Origin of the sequence: Vibrio maritimus (genome assembly GCF_021441885.1) — a bacterium.
In the GTDB taxonomy this organism is placed as follows: domain Bacteria; phylum Pseudomonadota; class Gammaproteobacteria; order Enterobacterales; family Vibrionaceae; genus Vibrio; species Vibrio maritimus_B.
On sequence record NZ_CP090439.1, the window covers coordinates 1,912,809 to 1,932,007 of the forward strand.

At 45.2% G+C, this 19,199-nt stretch carries 17 protein-coding genes and 1 pseudogene; 6 read left to right on the top strand and 12 right to left on the bottom strand.

Translation table 11 applies throughout. From position 1 onward, the window contains the following. Positions 1-95: 95 nt before the first annotated feature. Positions 96-350: a DUF333 domain-containing protein gene (locus LY387_RS25015; protein ID WP_042471468.1), complete on the top strand. Its 255-nt coding sequence runs from the start codon at positions 96-98 to the stop codon at positions 348-350. A gap of 114 nt (positions 351-464) precedes the next feature. On the opposite strand, the gene LY387_RS25020 is transcribed toward LY387_RS25015, so the two are convergent. Beyond that, positions 465-1,553 (bottom strand): ketoacyl-ACP synthase III, encoded by a 1,089-nt coding sequence (locus LY387_RS25020; protein WP_234496836.1) that lies wholly within the window; start codon positions 1,551-1,553, stop codon positions 465-467. A 220-nt stretch (positions 1,554-1,773) separates the two neighbouring features. Here LY387_RS25020 and trxC point away from each other — a divergent pair, with 220 nt between their 5' ends. Further along, positions 1,774-2,211 (top strand): thioredoxin TrxC, encoded by a 438-nt coding sequence (gene trxC, locus LY387_RS25025; protein ID WP_234496837.1) that lies wholly within the window; start codon positions 1,774-1,776, stop codon positions 2,209-2,211. A gap of 28 nt (positions 2,212-2,239) precedes the next feature. On the opposite strand, the gene LY387_RS25030 is transcribed toward trxC, so the two are convergent. Beyond that, positions 2,240-3,139: a helix-turn-helix transcriptional regulator gene (locus tag LY387_RS25030; RefSeq protein ID WP_234496838.1), complete on the bottom strand. Its 900-nt coding sequence runs from the start codon at positions 3,137-3,139 to the stop codon at positions 2,240-2,242. 98 nt (positions 3,140-3,237) lie between these two features. Here LY387_RS25030 and LY387_RS25035 point away from each other — a divergent pair, with 98 nt between their 5' ends. Continuing rightward, complete coding sequence (locus LY387_RS25035) at positions 3,238-4,620, top strand: MATE family efflux transporter (protein WP_234496839.1); 1,383 nt, start codon at positions 3,238-3,240, stop codon at positions 4,618-4,620. Positions 4,621-4,697: 77 nt separating this feature from the next. Here LY387_RS25035 and LY387_RS25040 read toward each other — a convergent pair whose 3' ends face one another. From LY387_RS25040 to LY387_RS25055, 4 genes are all read right to left on the bottom strand, one after another. After that, the gene (locus LY387_RS25040; protein WP_234496840.1) at positions 4,698-5,612 is read right to left on the bottom strand and encodes an alpha/beta fold hydrolase; all 915 of its coding nucleotides are present in this window, start codon (positions 5,610-5,612) and stop codon (positions 4,698-4,700) included. Positions 5,613-5,771: 159 nt separating this feature from the next. Further along, positions 5,772-8,951 carry a response regulator gene (locus LY387_RS25045; protein ID WP_234496841.1) on the bottom strand — a complete coding sequence of 1,060 codons (3,180 nt, stop codon included), beginning with the start codon at positions 8,949-8,951 and terminating at the stop codon, positions 5,772-5,774. 121 nt (positions 8,952-9,072) lie between these two features. Next, on the bottom strand, positions 9,073-9,948 hold the full coding sequence (locus tag LY387_RS25050) for a YdcF family protein (RefSeq protein WP_234496842.1): 876 nt from the start codon (positions 9,946-9,948) through the stop codon (positions 9,073-9,075). Positions 9,949-9,957: 9 nt separating this feature from the next. After that, positions 9,958-10,356, bottom strand: coding sequence for an OsmC family protein (locus tag LY387_RS25055; RefSeq protein WP_042471459.1), 399 nt, complete (start codon positions 10,354-10,356; stop codon positions 9,958-9,960). A 127-nt stretch (positions 10,357-10,483) separates the two neighbouring features. Here LY387_RS25055 and msrB point away from each other — a divergent pair, with 127 nt between their 5' ends. After that, positions 10,484-11,611, top strand: coding sequence for a peptide-methionine (R)-S-oxide reductase MsrB (gene msrB, locus LY387_RS25060; RefSeq protein WP_234496843.1), 1,128 nt, complete (start codon positions 10,484-10,486; stop codon positions 11,609-11,611). 123 nt (positions 11,612-11,734) lie between these two features. Here the strand turns inward: msrB and LY387_RS25065 are convergent. Together LY387_RS25065 and LY387_RS25070 are read right to left on the bottom strand one after the other, a co-directional pair. Further along, positions 11,735-13,039: pseudogene (locus LY387_RS25065) on the bottom strand (TrkH family potassium uptake protein); the annotation flags it as partial. A 59-nt stretch (positions 13,040-13,098) separates the two neighbouring features. After that, positions 13,099-13,761 (bottom strand): potassium channel family protein, encoded by a 663-nt coding sequence (locus LY387_RS25070; protein ID WP_234496845.1) that lies wholly within the window; start codon positions 13,759-13,761, stop codon positions 13,099-13,101. A 188-nt stretch (positions 13,762-13,949) separates the two neighbouring features. Here LY387_RS25070 and LY387_RS25075 point away from each other — a divergent pair, with 188 nt between their 5' ends. Next, entirely contained in the window at positions 13,950-15,059 is a 1,110-nt protein-coding gene (locus tag LY387_RS25075; RefSeq protein WP_234496846.1) for a mechanosensitive ion channel family protein, read from the top strand. 165 nt (positions 15,060-15,224) lie between these two features. On the opposite strand, the gene LY387_RS25080 is transcribed toward LY387_RS25075, so the two are convergent. Then, positions 15,225-16,064 carry an isopenicillin N synthase family dioxygenase gene (locus LY387_RS25080; protein WP_234496847.1) on the bottom strand — a complete coding sequence of 280 codons (840 nt, stop codon included), beginning with the start codon at positions 16,062-16,064 and terminating at the stop codon, positions 15,225-15,227. 200 nt (positions 16,065-16,264) lie between these two features. Between LY387_RS25080 and LY387_RS25085 the strand changes: the two genes are divergently transcribed. Continuing rightward, positions 16,265-16,873, top strand: a complete 609-nt coding sequence (locus tag LY387_RS25085) for a DUF2238 domain-containing protein (protein WP_234496848.1) — start codon at positions 16,265-16,267, stop codon at positions 16,871-16,873. Here the strand turns inward: LY387_RS25085 and cutA are convergent. From cutA to LY387_RS25100, 3 genes are read right to left on the bottom strand one after another with little or no spacing between them, the layout of a single operon-like run. Further along, entirely contained in the window at positions 16,860-17,183 is a 324-nt protein-coding gene (cutA, locus tag LY387_RS25090) for a divalent-cation tolerance protein CutA (protein ID WP_042471445.1), read from the bottom strand. The two genes, LY387_RS25085 and cutA, sit on opposite strands and share 14 nt — an antisense overlap. A gap of 22 nt (positions 17,184-17,205) precedes the next feature. Then, positions 17,206-17,457, bottom strand: a complete 252-nt coding sequence (locus tag LY387_RS25095; RefSeq protein ID WP_234496849.1) for a hypothetical protein — start codon at positions 17,455-17,457, stop codon at positions 17,206-17,208. A gap of 2 nt (positions 17,458-17,459) precedes the next feature. Continuing rightward, positions 17,460-19,178 (bottom strand): SgrR family transcriptional regulator, encoded by a 1,719-nt coding sequence (locus tag LY387_RS25100; protein WP_234496850.1) that lies wholly within the window; start codon positions 19,176-19,178, stop codon positions 17,460-17,462. Positions 19,179-19,199 lie beyond the last annotated feature (21 nt).

A 19,199-nucleotide genomic window follows, 5' to 3' on the forward strand; every position in this document is an offset into this window, starting at 1 on the left:
CATCATAAAGTTGAATAATTTGACCGAATCAAAACACTTTTTATTAGAAATCTCCTACACTTAAGCAAAAGCCTAACTTCCAAATAGGAGAGATAATGAAAAAAGTACAATGGATGATTGGCGCTGTTGCAGTGGGCATTTTAGCAGGCTGTGCGAGTGAACCAGATAAGTATGATGTGGATGAAATCACGGTAATAAGTGATCCTGCTTACGTCTATTGTGTGGAGCAAGGTCATAAGCTTGAGCGCGTTACAGAAAATGGTAAGCGCGTACCATACTGCGTACTTTCTGAAGAAGAGCGCTACACGGTTTGGGATTACTACGAAAATCGAGATAAAGAAAACAACTAATCGACGATTCATCTAATCGATAGTCAACTAAAAACGCCAGCATGCGCTAAGACTGCTGGCGTTTTTTATCCGTTTAGAAGGAGCGCATCGCTGTACGCCCCTCTCCTTGCAAACCTATTTGTTTGGCTTGTTTTTGCAATGTTCAATCGCAGTCGCCATTAGCTCCAATGCTGATTGCTCACATACCGGCAGCGCAGCGTCACTCGTACCTACTGGAGTAACACGCTCACCCCATTTGATGTGTCCTGCGCCCCACGTCAATCCTGCACCGAATGCGGCAAGCAGCAGATCATCTTGCGGTTTGATTCTACCTTGCTCGAGTGCTTCACACAGTGCAATTGGCACTGTTGCAGCAGACGTGTTGCCGTAGTTTTGAATGTTCACAAACGCTTTATCTTGCTCGATACCTGAGAGGTCGCACAGCGTTTGGATAATGCGGATGTTCGCTTGGTGAGGAATCACAACATTGATATCATCTTTCGTCAGGTTTGAGCGAGACAATACCGTGTTTGCCGCAGCACCCATGCCTTTAACCGCACGCTTAAAGATCTCTTTACCGATGAAATCAAACTCGAAGTAGCCATTGTCTGCCGCGAAACGCTCCATAGATGTACCAAATTTAGGTACAGCTAGAATATCTCGACCTTTGGCGTCACAACCAATTTGTGCGTCTTGCAGGCCTACTTGGTTTTCTGTACGAGAAAGTACAGCTGCACCAGCGCCATCACCAAAAAGAACTGCCGTATCGCGCTCTGTCCAATCGATAAAGAAAGAAAGACGCTCAGCACCGATAACAATCGCGTTACGATAATTGCCCGATTGAATCAGCTTAGTCGCTGTTTCAAGACCGTACACGAAGCCAGTACACGCCGCGTTTAAATCAAACGCAGCCGCTGCAGGTACACCGAGGTTTTGTTGAACGCGAGAAGCCGTATTTGGAATGAGCGAGTCAGGTGAACACGTTGCGACGATGATCAGATCAACCTCTTCCGCTGTGATACCCGCACATGCCATTGCATGCTTAGCCGCTACCGTCGCCATGTCTGAAGTATTAACATGGCTAATACGGCGATTTTCAATACCTGTACGAGTACGAATCCACTCGTCTGACGTATCCATTACTGTGCTGAGGTCATGGTTAGAGAGAATTGCTGGTGGAAGGCACTTACCCCACCCAGTAATTTCGGCGTAAAAAGTTGTCATTCTGTACCTATTTTCTTATAGTTTTCGCCAATCAAGATAAACAATTCATATCAATCACTAAGCATTCATAATGGCCGACAATGTCTTGCTTATCTTGACTATAGAAGACTGAGTATACTCACATTCCAGGGCTCAAAGAAGTCTGATTTCCAAAAATCCACGTTTCTATACGCAAGTCATTTGGGTACCAGAAAACTAGGGTATAGAAAGGAGAAAAGTAATGTCCACAATCAACACACGCTGCTCAAACTGCAATGGTCTCAACCGACTGCCAATCGATAGACTCTCTGAGTCTCCAAACTGCGGTCGTTGCAAGACGCCACTGCTAGACGGTCGCCCTATTGAGGGCACTCTAGATAACTTTAGTGCTTTGATTAACAGTGAACAACCTGTCGTTGTCGACTTCTGGGCGACTTGGTGTAACCCATGTGTCGGGTTTGCACCTGTTTTTGAGCAAGTTGCTGAAGAGCGCAAAGGAGAGGTTCGCTTTCTAAAGGTCGATACCGAAGCACAGCAACAACTTGCGGCTCAGTTCCAAATCAGAAGCATTCCTACCATTATGGTGTTCAAATCTGGTCAACGTGTCGACATGATCAATGGCGCATTACCTAAAACCCAATTTGATCAATGGCTAAATCAAGCACTATCCAAGGGTTGATTTAACCACAGATAGCTCGTCATTTTTTCTAGTGGGTCGACTTTTCTAACATACGTTTGCGATAAGCCGATGGAGAACAGCCGACCTGCTTGGTAAATCGATGGGTGAAGTTAAACGGGTCTCGATAGCCCAGTCGCTCTGCAATCATAGATACCGACCAATCATTATTCTCAAGTAGGTCGCAGGCTTTTTCCATTCTTAGGTTAATTAACCTCGTCCTCGGAGAGACACCGTAAAGCTGCTTACATATTCGAGCTAATTGCTCTTCGCTCAAAAACGCCTTATGCGCCATCGACTTAACGCTCCAAGGCAAGTGCAATTGACTTTCTATTTGCGCAAACAGGGCTTGTACCCTCACTGTTGAGTCTGTGGTTTGCGATTCATAGCCCGTTATCAATCGACATACTTCACTCACCAATAGTTTTCGATAACTCGAGCGACCACCAATCTCCGCATACAACAAGGTCATTAACGCCCACATTCGCTCACAGCCATTGAACGGCAGCACCTTTTGCCCCAAATCAGCAAACATCTGCCAACGCGGGCGATTCTTTGGTAGAAACCAAATCATGCGCCAATGACGATACTGAGGGTTTATTTCGAAACGAAACGCGCTGTTTGCTGGCAACACAACCACAGTGTAGGGCTCTATCGCCGTTACCTCTGTTTCTGTTATCAAAATACCGCCACCTTCTATGGTGAACAATATCGTGTGGACATCGACACCCCCACGTTCAACATGATAGCTGTCAATCAGATTCGCCATACCTGACATAAAGATGTCTTCCGACGAAAACTCAGGCACATCGCTTGCCGATAGAAAGCGCTCTTCACACAGCTCAGATAAATGCACCTCATCCACCCATTCATTTTTGCTGCGAAATTGCTCAATGACGGATTTGCACAGGTTTTGTCTATTTTTGAACATGGTTTCGTAATACCGTTTTTCTTATATTAGCGACGTTAATACCCCCACACTCTTCACGCGATTATTCAATCTCTAACTTACTGAATTAGGAGGCAGCTATGACAACTCAACACCATCTTAAGTCATCTAACGGTGTGGCTCAAAGTCAACTTTTATCCGCTGTCGTCAAGTTGGGGTTCCCAGTTGCGATTCAAAGTGCATTGGTCGCAATTTTGGCGTTAGCGGATGTGCTTATGGTCAGTGACTTTGGTAAGGAAGCGACTGCTGCGGTGGGTATCGCCTCTAAATGGCACTTCGTAGCAATTATGATCATGGCTGGCATGGCATCAGCGAATGGCGTTTTGGTTGCTCAGTATTGGGGGTGCTCAGACAAGCGTAGTGCAAAGACCATCACCAAACTATCAATGATTTTTGGTGCGAAACTGCTTGTTCCTGTGACGTTTGTCATCACTGTTTTTTCCAGCTACATCATGATGCTGCAAACGACGGACACGAGTGTTATTGAGCTTGGTGCGACCTACCTGTGGTATGCGTTCCCAGTATTGATCTTGACTCACGTTGTCATCGTTGCAGAATCCGCAATGCGCTCTTCAGGTGACGCTGTCACACCATTGGTATTAGGTGCAGTGACGATTGTTATCAACATCGCACTGAACTTCTGGCTAATCAAAGGTGGTTGGGGTGTGCCAGCAATGGGGGTCGCAGGTGCAGCACTTGCCACCACCATTTCTCGCTTACTGCAGGTGTTGTTTATCTGGGGCTACTTAAAAGCACGTAATCACTGGTTGATGAGAGAGCAAGTTCTGGATAACGCGACCCGTTTATGGGCGTCTTACAAATTACTTGCGATTCCGACAACATTGAATGCCGTATTATGGGCGATGGGTACCTTAATGTACCAAGTCATTTTTGGGCATATGGGGACGACGGAGCTTGCTGTCTTTAGCATGATGGGGCCATTTGAGTCGCTCTGTTACTCTCTGTTCTTTGGGATCTCTGTAGCCTGTTCGATATTATTGGGTCAGTCACTGGGCAGAGACGAGTTTGAACAGGCGTTCAACATGTCAAAAACTTTTATCAAGGCGGTACTAGTGTTTGGTTTGTTGACAGGAGCGGGCCTACTCATGGGTAGAGAAACCATATTGTCGTGGTTGAACTTGACGACTCAAGAACTTCACCCACTCGCCTCACCTGCAATGGTTATTTTGTGTTGTGCGATTTGGTTGCGCATGCTCAATCTAATCATCATTAATGGCATTCTAAGAGCGGGTGGTGACAACAAGTTCTGTCTAAGAATGGACTTTATCGCGATGTGGTGTGTCGGACTACCGCTTACTGCATCAGCTGCTTTCATTTTCGGATTGGAATTTAAACTGGTTTACACCTGTATGTTGGTAGAAGAAGTCGTGAAGTTTTCACTCTGTTTCCATCGCTACCTCAAGCGTTACTGGATGAACAACCTCACGTTAGCAACAGCTTAACGTTCTTCTCCCTAGTGGGACGATAAGAAACGCCAAAACATAGCATATGTTTTGGCGTTTCTTGTTATTACAATTCACTAAACATGATTGAGGTGTTCGATGATTCGTTTGTTCACCCTTTCATAGCATTCATACTGCAATGCGTGCCCTGCGTTTTCAAATACGCTATATGAAGTATTGTCACCAAGTAATTGGACAACACGCTCTAGATCCGACAGGGGTATAACTTTATCCTCCGTTCCCCAGAGCACTAGTTTTGGAACCGAAAGCGTACCCACGTCTAGAAAATCTTCACTTGGATCTTTTGTAATTAGATGACGACCGGTGCTAATTACCGCACGGCTAAAGCCTTTGTATTTCATCTGTTCACTAAACTTATCTGACCAAAACGGAAACTGGTCAGGTGCAACGAGATCGTTAGTCTGATTTGCCGGAAGTTTAGGTATGAACAAGGTATAGCCTAACCATTTTCCAATGATTGGCAGGGTTAGTGCTCCAATATCAATGGCTTGATTAAATGGTGCTAAGTAACCAACACTCAAAATTCTCTTTGGATACTGCTTAACAAATGCGGAGGTTATTGCCCCTCCCATAGAGAGCCCTATGATATGAAATGGTTTGTTAGGTACAAGCAACTCTGTCAATTCTCGAACTTGTTCGACAAAAAGCGCTTTATCATAGTCAACCTTCGGACGACATGAATAACCGCGACCAAAAAGGTCAAACGTCAGAACACGATATCCCGCGTTCGCTATTACGGTGCGATTGTTATCCCACATATAAGACGGAGCTGAGAACCCGTGCACAAGCACGACTAAGGGCGCGTCAGGATCGCCCTCTAATTGGTAGTGAACCTTTCCTAACTTCAGTTCGACAAATCGACCCGGAGCTTCTGCACGATGAACATCGTCCAGTACGTATTTCTCCTTACTGATTAGGATTGGCAAAGCCAACAGGCAACATAGGGTTACTAGGAAAGCAACAGCAAGCATAGCGTATCTCAGTTGTTCAAAAGGAAGGTTATTTTATGAGGCTATATCTGATTTTCTAGCGTCCCCCCTAAGGTAACTATGCTGCGCCGACATACTAGACTAGAGTTCCCATAAAAAAAGCCGCCACGTAGTGTGACGGCTCTATATTAGATCTCTTAATCAAAGATAATTGCTCATTTCATGCAGCAACTTTTCTCGTCTAACAGGTTTAGGAACGTAAGCGTCCATTCCCGCATCAAAACATTTTTGAATGTCATCATCGACCACACTCGCCGTCAAAGCAATAATCGGCGTCGGGTTCATACCCTGCTGTTTCTCATACTCTCGAATGTCTTGAGTCGCTTCAAAACCGTCTTTTACCGGCATCATACAGTCCATCAAAATCACGTCGTAGTTAACGTTGCTCTGGTATAGCTCCAGCGCTTCTTGACCATTACCTGCAATGTCGTATTCAAATCCAGCCTTCGCTAAATGCAGTGAGGCCACTTTTTGATTCACTAAGTTATCCTCAACTAACAAAATTCGCGACCCATTGCTCGCTACAGGACTTGGTTTGTTCGAATCTCCGCTCGCCTCTACGACGGTTTCCTTCGGAACGACAATTTCTTGAATAGCTGGCGTTTGCTCTTGAACTGTATCTGATAGTTCTTGTTGCTTCATTTCAATAGCAGAGACAATTTTCTCTTTGAGGATTTCCGCCTTGAATGGCTTAGGTACATAATCGTCCATCCCACTATCGAAGCATTTTTGAATATCGTCATCCACTACACTGGCTGTCAATGCGATGATAGGTGTACGCGCAATCCCCAACTGGGTTTCAAGCTGCCTAATTTTTTCAGTCGCCTCGAACCCATCCATCACTGGCATCATGCAATCCATCAAGACAAACGTATAGTTTTGGTTTTTCTCATACAGTTCAACCGCTTCCTGTCCATGGTTAGCAACATCGAACTCACAACCAATCTTCTTCAAATGAAGCGTGGCAACTTTCTGGTTTACCAGATTATCTTCTACGAGGAGTACTCGAATACGATTATCGACCTCTTTGCTACCCACAGAGGCATAGACCGCGCCTTGCGCCAATGACTTACAGCAAGCCTCTAGAGATTTCAGTAATCGATTACCGAGCAACGGATAGGTAATCAGTGCGCAGATGTTTCGACCAAAGTCTTTATTAGCACTATCAAATTGTCTGATAAGGCAAATAGCGGTGCCTTGCCCATTAATTTCTGCAAAACGTTTACTGTCTTCTTCTGAGTCCACACCACCACCATCTACATAGATGAGCAGTGTCTTATTGCTTGCATCAGTGAGGCTCAACTCATTTAAAGATTGAGAGACACGATCAACGGTCAATCCATAGAACTGCAGATCTCGTTTGATTCGCTCTTCGTAGACACTCGAGTTGCACACCATCACCAACTCGTCGTAAACGAGGGGATTTCTGTGTTGATAGTCATGCTCATCGATAGCCAAAGACAGTGTAAAGTAGAAGCGGCTACCTACACCTTTGACTGAATCAAGCTGGATCTTACCACCCATCAATTCGATTAATTGCGTACTGATTGCCAGACCTAAGCCAGTGCCACCAAACTGCCTTGTAGTGGAGTCATCTTCTTGAGCAAATGCTTCAAAGATTTTTGACTGTCTCGCCTTGTCGATACCAATACCAGAATCCTTAACCTCAAACAGTAAGTTCGCCATATTCTCAGATTCGCCCTGGTACTGAACACCAATGGTTACAGTACCTTCTTCAGTGAACTTCACGGCATTGGACATGAAGTTCATCAAGACTTGGCGCATTCGGTGATCGTCTGCCAAGACCCTGAAAGGAACTTTAGAGTCAATATCAACGTTGAGTTCTATCCCCTTCTCTTTCACTTTAGGTGCTACGATAGACGCAATGTCATAAATGGTTTCACGAATAGACGTTGAATGCGGGTTGATCTGTAGCATGCCAGATTCAATTTTAGAAAAATCCAGAATGTCATTAATCAAGCTGAGCAGAAGATGTGAAGACGTTTCTATCGTGTCGACATAATCTTTTTGGGTCGCGGTAAGATCGGTATCCGATAGCACTTCTGATATACCAATGACACCGTTTAGCGGTGTTCGAATCTCATGCGACATGTTAGCCAAGAAACTACTCTTCGCTTTACTTGCTTGAATCGCGTTTTCCTTAGCTTGCTCGGCATCTTCCTTCGCCTCAAGAAGTCGCTTCTCTCCCTCTATACGCTCATGCGTCAAGCGCTCTACCTCTTTAGCAAATCGGCTTAATTCATCTTTACCGCCAATTTTACTCGTTAGTGAGATAGCCTGACTGTCATCTTCTTGCTCTAAAAATTTGAGCACCAACCCTAGGTTTCTCGTGACACGAAGAGCTAGATTCACGCCAATGACAATCAACATTACGGTGAGTAGCGATACTACCGTCAAGAATCCCATACGTTGCTGTTCAAAGCCGGCGACTAGAGTGCGGATTTCCTGACGTAGTTGTTCTTCAATAGACAGTGAAACGCCTTGAATCAGATTGGAGCGAAGGTTTAATGCATCAATGCCCGCTTTAATCTCAGCACCACTTAGAGATGCGACACCTTCGCTACTAAGCAATACGTTTCTGAACATACTGCTCTCTTCGAAAGCAGGATTTGAAAATGAATCAAGCAGAAGGTTGACCTGCATAGGATCGGCGTTTATGGCGACGAAGCGCTCAACGAATAACTGTTGGTTTTGTACCAGATTGGCGATCTCTTGCTTACTCAACTCGTCTGTCGCTTCTCCAGATTGATAACTTTGAATCAAAGCGCTCGTTTGCCAGATTTCTTCATCGGCCCAAAAAACCAACCACTCTAGCTGCGAAAGTGCCACCATATGACCATCCACGACCGGAAGAACGGCTTTCGCTGGCGACTTTTCGATAATCATTAATATCTGTTTGTAGGTATCCACCTGCCATTCTACGAGTTCTTGCTTTTCGACATAGTCTGCAACTTCAGCAACGGACACCACACTCTCTTGATAGTCGTCCAACAACCCTGAAAGCCTAACCGCTTCATCTGATGGAAATATCTCAGCGCCCAATACTTTCAACGACTCTAGTGAGCTTGTGATATCGACTACATCTGATGTTGGTCTTGCGTCATTTGCCTTAGATTGGACATCAGAAAGCACTTCTGAGTATCTGACCAAACGCTCTACTTTCTCTAGATCAGCAAGTTGGTTATTGAGGGACGTGATTTGGCGAGATGCGAGGAAAACAATTAATGCTAGTGGCAGTAAAACCAGCAACAACATTTTGTGTTTTACTGACAAGTTGTTCCATAACTCGAGTTTGTTCATTCCGTTGCCCGATATTCATTACGACAAAAGTTTAGATATAGTAAGTCTAGGAAAACTATTGTTTTAGTCGAACTTATTGAGTGAATAATTTATAAATGAGTAGAACAAATAGAGATAGGTCTCACTTCCACCACTTAACTGACTGATCTTGCTCAGGGTCAACATAGCGATTGAAGAAGGTAAGCAGAGTATCCAACAATGGAAGGTGTTCGTTTACACGAGTTGCTGAGTGTATATTCGCAGAGTTATCAACGAGTGCTCTAATAATAGGCATTTGTTCAATCAATAATTGGCACTCTTTATTATTAATATCTAATATACTATCTATTCCATCAAGTGCACTTATTGCGATTTCATAAGGTTTGGAGATGAGCTCTTCGAACGGTTGAGTAAACACGTTGTTCATTTGCCCTTCTAAGAAGACCCTATATATGGTTAATTGATCGATGAGGACAAATAGTTGCCCTGAGAGGCAATTGTGGGGATATGGTACAAGGATGTGATCTTGAGTCTCGTAAGACAAGTTAATTGTCAGCCCCGCTTCACCACAACAGTATTCAAGGTGTTTAAGAAGTCCCTGCTCATCAAGAAGTTTTTGAATGGTAAAGACTCGCTTCAAATGGTAATCACTAGAAAGCAAAGTGACATTTAACGGTTTATTTTTGCTAACCAAGCCACTATCTATGAGCTTTTCCGCTAAATTCCGAATGTTCTCTACCGTGTTTGTCGACTCATCTTCAATGATTAGTGCACCAATTAATTCTCGTTTCACGAATGGAACCAACTCGAGAAAGCGTCGATGCATTGCCTCCGCTTCAGACAGCGATTGCCCGTTGGTTACACCACCACAAAACGCCACTATGGTATTAGAAAAATCCTGTATCATTGCCCTGTCGACCAGAGCTTGAACACGAGATTCACCCTCTGGCGTCAGAGCATCGTTGTTCAGGCGCTTACCTAATACCACGATGAGATGTTCGAAATCCCTTTCGTCCACATTGTTTCCTTATGCGATTTCCCAAGAGTGCGTCATCTTCACACCCTCACCCAGCATCAAGCAAACTGAGCAGTATTTTTCGAGCGAGTCCTTAGTAACCTTAGCAACCAATGCCTCATCCAAGTTATTGCCTGAAACAACAAAATGGATGTTAACTTCAGTAAAGATTCGCGGTGCTGTTTCACGTCTTTCCGTTGTTAATTTGGCTGTGCAATCAGTGACATCTTGATTCGCAGATTTCAGACCATCAACAACATCAACAGAGCTACAACCACCAGCAGCCATTAGTACCATTTCCATAGGACTTGGCGCTGTCTCGCCCCCACTGCCATCCATGACAATAGAATGACCCGACTGAGATTGACCTAAAAACTTGAATCCTTCGATCCATTTCACTTCCGCTTGCATATAAACCTCTAAGTGGCAGATGAGAATATTGATAAGGATAGTAACCCGACAAGTAGCGAATTTGAAATTTTTAGCGCGTTTGTTGTGTCTTATTAGGAAATTAGACAATCAAGTCTCAGGAGTAACTATGACCAACTTAGCCAAACTCATATTGTCGTTACTGATCGCCGTTCCCGTCATATTCGGGTTGACCAGCCAATCTGGAATGGCTGACGACAACAAAACGCAACCAGCACAACCTCAAGTGGCAACGCTCGCAGGAGGCTGTTTCTGGTGTACTGAGTCTGACCTCGAGCAGTTGAAAGGCGTCGTAGACGTGGTATCAGGTTATGCAGGTGGACAACTCGAAGATCCAACCTACAGACAAGTGGCAAGTGGACAAACGGCTCATATTGAAGTCATCCAAGTAACCTTTGATGCGGCTGTTGTCAGTTACGAGGAAGTCCTTGACCACTTCTTCAGACACATCGACCCTACTGACGACAAAGGTTCATTCGTAGACAGGGGACCACAGTACAGACCGGCAGTCTTTTACCATAATGATGAGCAAAAGCAGGTGGCCGATACGTTTATGGCTGAAATAGACAAATTAGGCGTCTTCAAAAAGCCGCTGGCAACAGAGCTTATAAAGTACGACACCTTCTGGCCTGCAGAGGATTACCATCAAGATTATTACAAAAAGAGCAGCTTGAAGTACAAGTACTACAGATACAACTCAGGCCGAGACCAGTACTTGGATGATATCTTCGGAGATGACCGCAAGGATAACCCTGTCACACTCCGTCAGATGATTGACCGTCAAGCGAACACCAAAAGCTACACGCGACCAACGGACAAAGAAATAAAAGCGACGCTCACTGAGCTCCAGTTCTACGTGACTCAAGAAGATGGTACTGAGAGACCGTTCGACAACAAGTATTGGGATAACAAGCAAGATGGTATTTATGTCGATGTCGTCACTGGCGAGCCGCTGTTTTCATCAACAGACAAATACAAATCGGGAACCGGCTGGCCGAGCTTCACTAAACCTATCGATAAGCGTTACATTGTCACAACTACGGACTACAAACTGATTTATCCACGTACCGAAGTGCGAAGCCGGTTTGGTGATTCACACCTCGGTCACGTGTTTAAAGATGGCCCTGAGCCAACGGGCCTGCGCTACTGTATGAACTCTGCCGCGATGCGATTCGTCCCTAAAAATCTTCTCGCGCAGCAAGGCTACGAAGAGTTCCTACCTTTGTTCGACAAGTAAGTTTGGCAACACGTACCTATGCTGCAAGCGTGGCGCTGACAAAAATACTTGAACGCACGCGACACCTAACGATCCTTCCGGGTGTCGCGTTTTCTTTTACAGCGCCAACGTACTCATTCTCAGTTAACCCGTTAGCACATTATCTTCTGGGTATTTTAGTAAGGTAGGCTTTGGACGAGCTAACATATAAGCCAACGTGAGTGGCCCTATTCGTCCAATGACCATGACAACGATCATAATCCACTTACCGTGGTCATTCAGATCAGCGGTTAGTCCCGCTGTTAAGCCTACGGTGGCAAACGCAGAAATGGTTTCAAACACCACTCTATCAAATGCGGCATTTTGCGTAACCATAAGAAGAAACATCGCGAGCGTCAGTATTGCACCACTTACAACAATGATGGCCAAAGAACGCGTCACCGTCTGCCAACTCACAGTGCGGTTGAACATCTCTACATATTGCTTTTGTCTTAAGAACGCCCAAGTGGCGTAAAATGCAACGACAAAGGTCGACACCTTTATGCCCCCACCAGTCGATGTGGAACCGGCGCCAATTAACATCAGAATGATCATCACTAGCAGCGCTGGCTGCCCAAATTTTTCTAGATCGACACTGTTGAAGCCCGCAGTTCTCGCACTTGCAGATTGAAAGAATGCAGACAGCCATTGACCATCTAGTGTCAAAGCGCCTAACGTTTCTGCATTGCTTCGCTCAAGTAAAAAGAACATTAAAGTTCCGCTAAACAGCAATATCGGTGTCGCGGTTAACATCACCTTTGTGTGTAATCCCAAGCGAGCGAAACCTTTATGTCCATTCTGTGCAACATCACTCACCACGGTAAAACCCAAACCACCGAAAATAAACAGGCTCGATAAAACCAGTAGAACAACCGGATCCGAAGCGAAGCTCATCATGCTGTCTGAAAATAGTGAAAAGCCTGCATTATTGAACGCAGAGATAGAATGGAAAACGGCGTAGAACAGCCCCTGATTCCAACCCATCTCAGGTACCCACCTAAACGCAAGAATCGCTACGCCGACTGCTTCTGCAACCAATGCAAGGATAATGATTTTCTTAACCAAGCCTTTTATGTTTACTTTTCTATCCTGACCCAGCGCTTCTTGCGCTAAAGCCTGCTGTTTCAAGCTCAATCGAACGCCAAACATATACAGCAAGACCGCTGATAGGGTCATTTGGCCCAGCCCGCCAATCTGCATCAAAAGCATGAGCAGGATTTTGCCGGACAAGGTAAAGTGCTGGCCTGTGTCCACAACTCCCAAACCAGTCACACTAATCGCAGAGGTCGCTGTAAAAAAAGCATCAGTAAAACTGAGTCCAGTCACCGAAAAGACCGGGAATGTGAGCAACAAAGCAGACGGGATCAATACGCCAAGAAAACTGGCAACGATTAAATAGGGCTCTGATGGCATTGGGAGTCGGCTGTTTCGTTTCAGAGGATACAGCGCTCCTCGTTGAAAGCGTCGGCTCATGATTCTCTTATCTTCTGGTAAAGCTCTTTCTCGGGTCCGGCAACAATGATCATGTCGCCCATTTCTAATACTTGATCACATGAAGGACTTGGGTCGATATCTGGTCCTCGTTTAAACCCAAGAACTTTTATGGTATCCGAGCGACACAGATTCACCTCGCCCAACGTCTGCCCCATTAACTTACTTCCGACGACAATCTCTGTAAGCGCCATACCACTGCCAAGTTCGTTGAACGCAAACACTCGATTGTCCAGCATTCTCTGAGCGACACGAACGCCCATATCACGTTCAGGCATAATGATCTTATCGGCGCCTATTTTCTGGAGAATCTTAAACTGGAACTTATCGTTCGCCTTGACCCAGACTTTTTTAACCTTGGCTTCTTTCAAAACAAGCGTTGTGAGAATACTGGCATTGACGTCATTACCAATGGATACCATCACCATGTCATATTCATTTAATCGTAGCTCTGCCACCGTATCTTCAATGGTGCAATTCGCGATAATGGCTTGAGCTACATAACCAGACACTTCTTTCACTCGATCTTCGCTAATGTCTATCGCGAGAACCTGAGCTCCTGCCTCGGAAAGCTCCCTGCAAATCGTCATCCCAAATCGGCCTAAACCAATCACTGCGTATTGCTTTGTCACTGCTTTCATACCTGCACCTAATGCGTGTTTTGTTGGAGCGATTTAATGCTTATCATCGCGCTCTTTCCTATTAAATATGGTATGGAAATGTAATCTTGCCCAAAAATTCAGTAATATCTGATAATTACATAATCTCTTTTGAGTTCTAAACTTGAACAGTAGAGATAAAACCGCTCAACAAAAGGTGCTCTTCAACTATGAATAGTTCGATGGATTTACTCCAAAACTATATTCAATCTTTCGGTTATGACTGGCTAAGCAATGTGCTACTCATTACTACCGGTAGTTTTTTCCTGTGGGTGATCTGGAAAGTGATCTATGGGCGTCTTGAAGCACTAGCAGATCGTACCCAATTGGCTTGGGACGACCTGGTAATTAAAGCCGTCAAGGCGCCAATCAGTATGCTCATCTGGGTTTGGCCCGCCACCGTTTCGATTGGGTTGGTACTCGCCACTCACTCCGACGACGATGTTGTGTGGTTAGGTAAGATAGATTTAATTTTAGTTATCTCTACATTTATCTGGATATCCCTTCGCCTGATCTCGAATGTTGAAGCTCATGTACTCGACCAAAAAAAGCGCGATGAGACAACCGTTCAGGCCATAGCGAAAGTTGCTCGCCTGTTTTTTGTCACCATCGGCATTCTTACCATCATGCAGGCGCTTGGATTAAGCCTCTCGGGTCTTCTGACTTTTGGTGGTGTCGGTGGTTTGATTGTTGGTTTGGCGGCGAAAGACCTGCTTTCCAACTTCTTTGGCGGAATGATGATCTACTTCGATAGACCCTTTAAGGTCGGTGATTGGATTCGCTCTCCTGATCGCTCTATTGAAGGTACCGTTGAGCGAATTGGCTGGCGCATGACCATTATTCGAACTTTCGATAAGCGCCCGCTATATGTTCCAAATTCCGTGTTTAGTAACATCGTGGTAGAAAACCCATCACGTATGTTAAACCGCAGAATTTACGAAACCATCGGACTACGCTACGACGACGGAGATAAAATAGATGGGATTGTTGATGAAGTGAAAGCGATGTTGGAGCAACACAAGGATATCGACGCAACTCAAACACTGATGGTGAACTTCGATGCATTCGGTCCATCTTCCCTTAATTTCTTTGTTTATACCTTTACCAAAACCGTCAACTGGGCGCGTTATCATGAAGTGAAGCAAGATGTACTACTCAAGATAATGGCGATTATTAAAAAGCATGGTGCTGATATCGCTTATCCAACGCAAACTCTGAAAGTGGACCCGATTGCGATGGCACGTGATGCTGAGCAGCCGGTTGGGATTGTGGAGCGGTAATGCTGTGTTGAGATCGCTTTGAGAAGATCCCTGCCTGCGCAGGGATGACGTAACAGTTGGCAGGGATTACGCTATAGTTGGCATGTATGCCGCGAGAATTGGACGGCAGGTGTAGGACGCTAATTAAAGCAGGAAAGGGCTCGCATGAGCCCTTTTCGATGTTTACTAGATTACGCCAAGTTCACGCAGACGCTCCATCAAGTAACTGTCCGCAGTGTACTTTTCTGATAGAACAACTTCTGGATTCGGGTGCAGAAACAAAGGGAGAGAAATGCGAGATGTCTCTTGCTTTGCCCCGGTTGGATTGATGACTCGGTGAGTTGTTGACGGGAAATATCCGCCGCTGGCTTCTTGTAGCATGTCGCCGATGTTGATGATTAAGTTGCCAAAGTCGCAAGGTACATCTAGCCAGTCACCTTCTTTGCTTAACACTTGCAGTCCAGGCTCGTTCGCCGCCGGTAACACTGTCAGTAGGTTGATGTCTTCATGCGCTGCTGCACGAATAGCACCAGGTTCTTCTTCACCAGTCATTGGTGGGTAATGAAGTACTCGGAGGAGCGTCTTTTCGCTACCGTTGATCATTTCAGATAAAGCAATGGAAAACTTCTCTTGAACCTCTGCTGGCGCATGAGCTTCAACCCAGCCTAACAACTCCTGAGCAAAGCTATTCGCTTTCTCATAGTAATCCAGAATCTGTTCTTTCAATTCTGGAGGAATCTGTCCCCATGGATAGACATGAAAGTACTCTTTAATGTCCTTTACAGTATGACCTTTCGCTACCTCAGACACGCTCGGTGGAAAGTAACCGTCTTGAGTCTCAACATTAAATTGATAGTCATCTTTGTCTTGCGACATAAAGAACTGATACCAGTTCTCATAAATCGATTCGACGAGTTCTTGAGGGATTGGGTGATTTTTAAGAACACCGAAACCAGTTTCGCGTAACGAAGTGACGAATTGCTCGGCTGCATCGGGTGCCTGATAATCAACAGTTTCTAATTTCATGACTTTACTTTCTTGTCGTTATGATTTGGTGCAGATGTTAGAAAAAAGTTGGCGGTTTTTCAAAGAAACTGATGTAGAGCTTTGTAATAAAGTCACTCTTTTGTGCACTTGATCGCCAATTAAACATATTTAGTAATTGAACGGTGTTTTATTATTCTTATACTATGCTTTATCACACATTCTTTGGCTGAATGCTAACTATGAACTACCCTACTTCGCGACGTTACTGCCCTATACTCACTTTCCTCACAGGCTTTTACTGTCTGGTGTTTGCCTTTTCTGCAATCGCCCCAAGCTCACGAGCAGTATGGGTGGCCGAGATCATTCCAGCAGTCGGTATACTTGTACTTATTTGGGCGGTCTCTCGTAAGTTTCAGTTCTCAAAGACTGCATACATACTCATGTTCATTTGGCTCTGTTTACACACCATTGGCGCAAAATACACCTTCGCCGAAGTGCCGTTCGATTGGTTCAATCAGATGATTGGTTCAGAGAGAAATAACTTTGATAGAGTCGCCCACTTCTCCATAGGTTTGTACGCCTTCCCTATTGCAGAGTACGTTTACCGCAAACAGGTGATGAACAAACTTCCGGCGATGATGTTTGCTCTGTTTGCAATTATGAGTTTAGCGGCGGCTTATGAGATCATTGAATGGTGGTACGCCGCGCTTGCGGGCGGCGATGAAGGGATTGCGTTTTTAGGATCTCAAGGCGATATCTGGGATGCGCAAAAAGACATGCTATGCGACACTTTGGGTGCCGTAACCGCTTTGATTCTATTTGGGCTAAAGACCCCTAGTAAGGATTAACATGTTGTTTTAGCCAATTGAGATACGGTCGATAGCCCGCCTCAATTGGCAATGCCACTATTTGAGGCACCTCATAGTCGTGATTGGCAATAATGGTTCGCTCAAGTCTTGAGTAGGCTTCATTGGTGGATTTGATGATAAGCATGACCTCTTCGTCATGGCAGATTTTTCCATCCCAGACGTAATGACTTCCAATGTTTTGAGTTTGGATACATGCGGCGAGTCTTGATTCCAGCAGGACTTCTATCAATTTGTTGGCTTGCTCGTCTGTTGCGACGGTCGTCAATACTGTGATTGCGTTTGATTTCATCGAACCCTTTCCTTTTGATGCCCTATTTCATCCGAACCTTCCCACCTATCATCTTGATAGCTGGCGCTCCCCTTATCAGGGTGTCTCTACCAAATACACTCTCGCAATCAGGACACACACCCAGCGCACCGGTGTAGTCTTCCGTTATACGCTCTTTAAAACACTTAACAAGCGCCCCTTTTCCACCTTTGCGATAGCGATACAACTTACATCCACACTTAGCACAAAAGATATTAACGGCTTTAGAGGGTGCCTTTTTATTTGGTTTTGCCATGATTACTCAGAGACCTCTAAGTTATCAGGCTTGACCCATACTTTACTAAAATCAAACCAACCTAGCGCGTTGCATTTCGCGTTTTGCAAGCTACCGCAATGATCTTTACTGATACCTAGCCAGCAATGGAATAGAGGTATCACCTGATAACCCTGCACCAGTTGCTTGCCAATCTCTTGAGCAGGAAACTTAACGTGAGCTTGGCTGCGCCATGCTGTGACTAAATCAGACCAGGCACTGAAGTCATCGCCCCTCGCCATTTTCTCAATATCGCTGTAATCCAACAACCATCCTGCTAAGGCATCTTCTCGGTTACTGGCTATTCCCATAGGTCGAATCCAGATATCCACCTCTTCGTGACTTGGGGACTCTACTCCATATCGAATAAACTTGGCTCGAATCCCATCTTGTTTCAACAGCGTATCAATCGCCTGTGATATCTCTGGGAACGTCGGGTGCTCTGAGTAATAAGCGATACGGATCTCTCTATCCAACTCATGCTCTGCTTTGTTTTCCGCCGACTCATCAGAGGATAGTGGCTGATGATACCAGCCAGGTTTGATGCCATGGGCAGGCACTATCCCTAATTCTTTAATCGTCGTCTCCTTTAACATCCGGAAAATATCGAGTGAGTTAAGTCTTCTGGACAAGTAACGAGCCCAAGCATCATGCTGGGCGATTCCCGAAACGCGGTTTAGAAGCAGGTAGGTACAACCCGGATCAAGGTCGATACCATCTTGAATATCGGAGCGCGCGCCCGCAATAGGGTCTGCAAGACTTGGGAAAACCAATGATGAATGGACTTCATCGACTACCCACACCTCAACGGTATCGAGCAGTGGTCGATAGCCAAAATAGCCATCGAATGCTGTCAAAATCAGTCGTTTATCATTGTTGGTGGTGACACTATACGGACCCGTGCCAATTGGATAACGATCAAAGTCTTCGCCACGCATAGATTCTGGAGGCAAAACTTTAGCTGCGTTCTCCGCAAACAGCTGCGGTGCACGGTGATCAGGCTGAGCGAAATAAACATCAATCACCCAGGGAGATGGAGTGTCGACTCGCTCTAGGTGACGAAATAAGTTCTTAGTTTTGAGCGATTCTATACTAGAAACAACATGCTCGAGTTTCAGGAGTTCGCCATTGTGAAAACGAACACCGGGGCGAATATAAAAGCGCCATTGAGTATCGCTGACTTGTTGCCAGTGATGGGCAAGATCTGGCTGTAGTTCGTCATTTTCATCGAACTTAGTCAGGCCACTAAACACTTGGCGTGCAATGTGAATCTCGGAGCGACGCATCGGCTTTGCCGGATTTAGCATCGAAAGAGGACGATAGTAAGGCAGACGAATCACCTGTTTACCATCAGATTGAGACACGCCTAAATAACTTTGGATAACACTTGAAAGTCTATTGGCATCTTTATCGAGCACATTTAGCGCATGACCGATACGCCCTTCTTCAAGATAACGTCTTGCTAAAGTCTCGCTTACATCGTTACGATTTTGCTTGAAGATGAGCTTCGAAAGCTTACCGCGCCCCGCAGCTGGGTGCCATTCTATCCATCCCTCTTCTTCCAGTTTATTCAATACAATTCGAGCGTTGCGGCGGGTACAAAACAAAATTCCGGTCACATCATCGAGTTGCGTGTCTGCATCTTGACCAGAGAAGTGTTCAAATAATATTTCGAATTGCTTTCGAAGACGAGGGCTGCTCATAAAGAGGAAAATCCATTATTG

Bases quoted from the DNA above. Each gene is read 5' to 3' on its own strand.
- msrB (WP_234496843.1), top strand. From the start codon at position 10,484: ATGACCAACTTAGCCAAACTCATATTGTCGTTACTGATCGCCGTTCCC.
- LY387_RS25070 (WP_234496845.1), bottom strand. From the start codon at position 13,761: ATGAAAGCAGTGACAAAGCAATACGCAGTGATTGGTTTAGGCCGATTT.
- LY387_RS25100 (WP_234496850.1), bottom strand. From the start codon at position 19,178: ATGAGCAGCCCTCGTCTTCGAAAGCAATTCGAAATATTATTTGAACAC.
- LY387_RS25045 (WP_234496841.1), bottom strand. From the start codon at position 8,951: ATGAACAAACTCGAGTTATGGAACAACTTGTCAGTAAAACACAAAATG.
- LY387_RS25075 (WP_234496846.1), top strand. From the start codon at position 13,950: ATGAATAGTTCGATGGATTTACTCCAAAACTATATTCAATCTTTCGGT.
- LY387_RS25095 (WP_234496849.1), bottom strand. From the start codon at position 17,457: ATGGCAAAACCAAATAAAAAGGCACCCTCTAAAGCCGTTAATATCTTT.
- LY387_RS25055 (WP_042471459.1), bottom strand. From the start codon at position 10,356: ATGCAAGCGGAAGTGAAATGGATCGAAGGATTCAAGTTTTTAGGTCAA.
- LY387_RS25040 (WP_234496840.1), bottom strand. From the start codon at position 5,612: ATGCTTGCTGTTGCTTTCCTAGTAACCCTATGTTGCCTGTTGGCTTTG.
- LY387_RS25030 (WP_234496838.1), bottom strand. From the start codon at position 3,139: ATGTTCAAAAATAGACAAAACCTGTGCAAATCCGTCATTGAGCAATTT.
- LY387_RS25020 (WP_234496836.1), bottom strand. From the start codon at position 1,553: ATGACAACTTTTTACGCCGAAATTACTGGGTGGGGTAAGTGCCTTCCA.
- LY387_RS25015 (WP_042471468.1), top strand. From the start codon at position 96: ATGAAAAAAGTACAATGGATGATTGGCGCTGTTGCAGTGGGCATTTTA.
- LY387_RS25035 (WP_234496839.1), top strand. From the start codon at position 3,238: ATGACAACTCAACACCATCTTAAGTCATCTAACGGTGTGGCTCAAAGT.
- cutA (WP_042471445.1), bottom strand. From the start codon at position 17,183: ATGAAATCAAACGCAATCACAGTATTGACGACCGTCGCAACAGACGAG.
- trxC (WP_234496837.1), top strand. From the start codon at position 1,774: ATGTCCACAATCAACACACGCTGCTCAAACTGCAATGGTCTCAACCGA.
- LY387_RS25085 (WP_234496848.1), top strand. From the start codon at position 16,265: ATGAACTACCCTACTTCGCGACGTTACTGCCCTATACTCACTTTCCTC.
- LY387_RS25080 (WP_234496847.1), bottom strand. From the start codon at position 16,064: ATGAAATTAGAAACTGTTGATTATCAGGCACCCGATGCAGCCGAGCAA.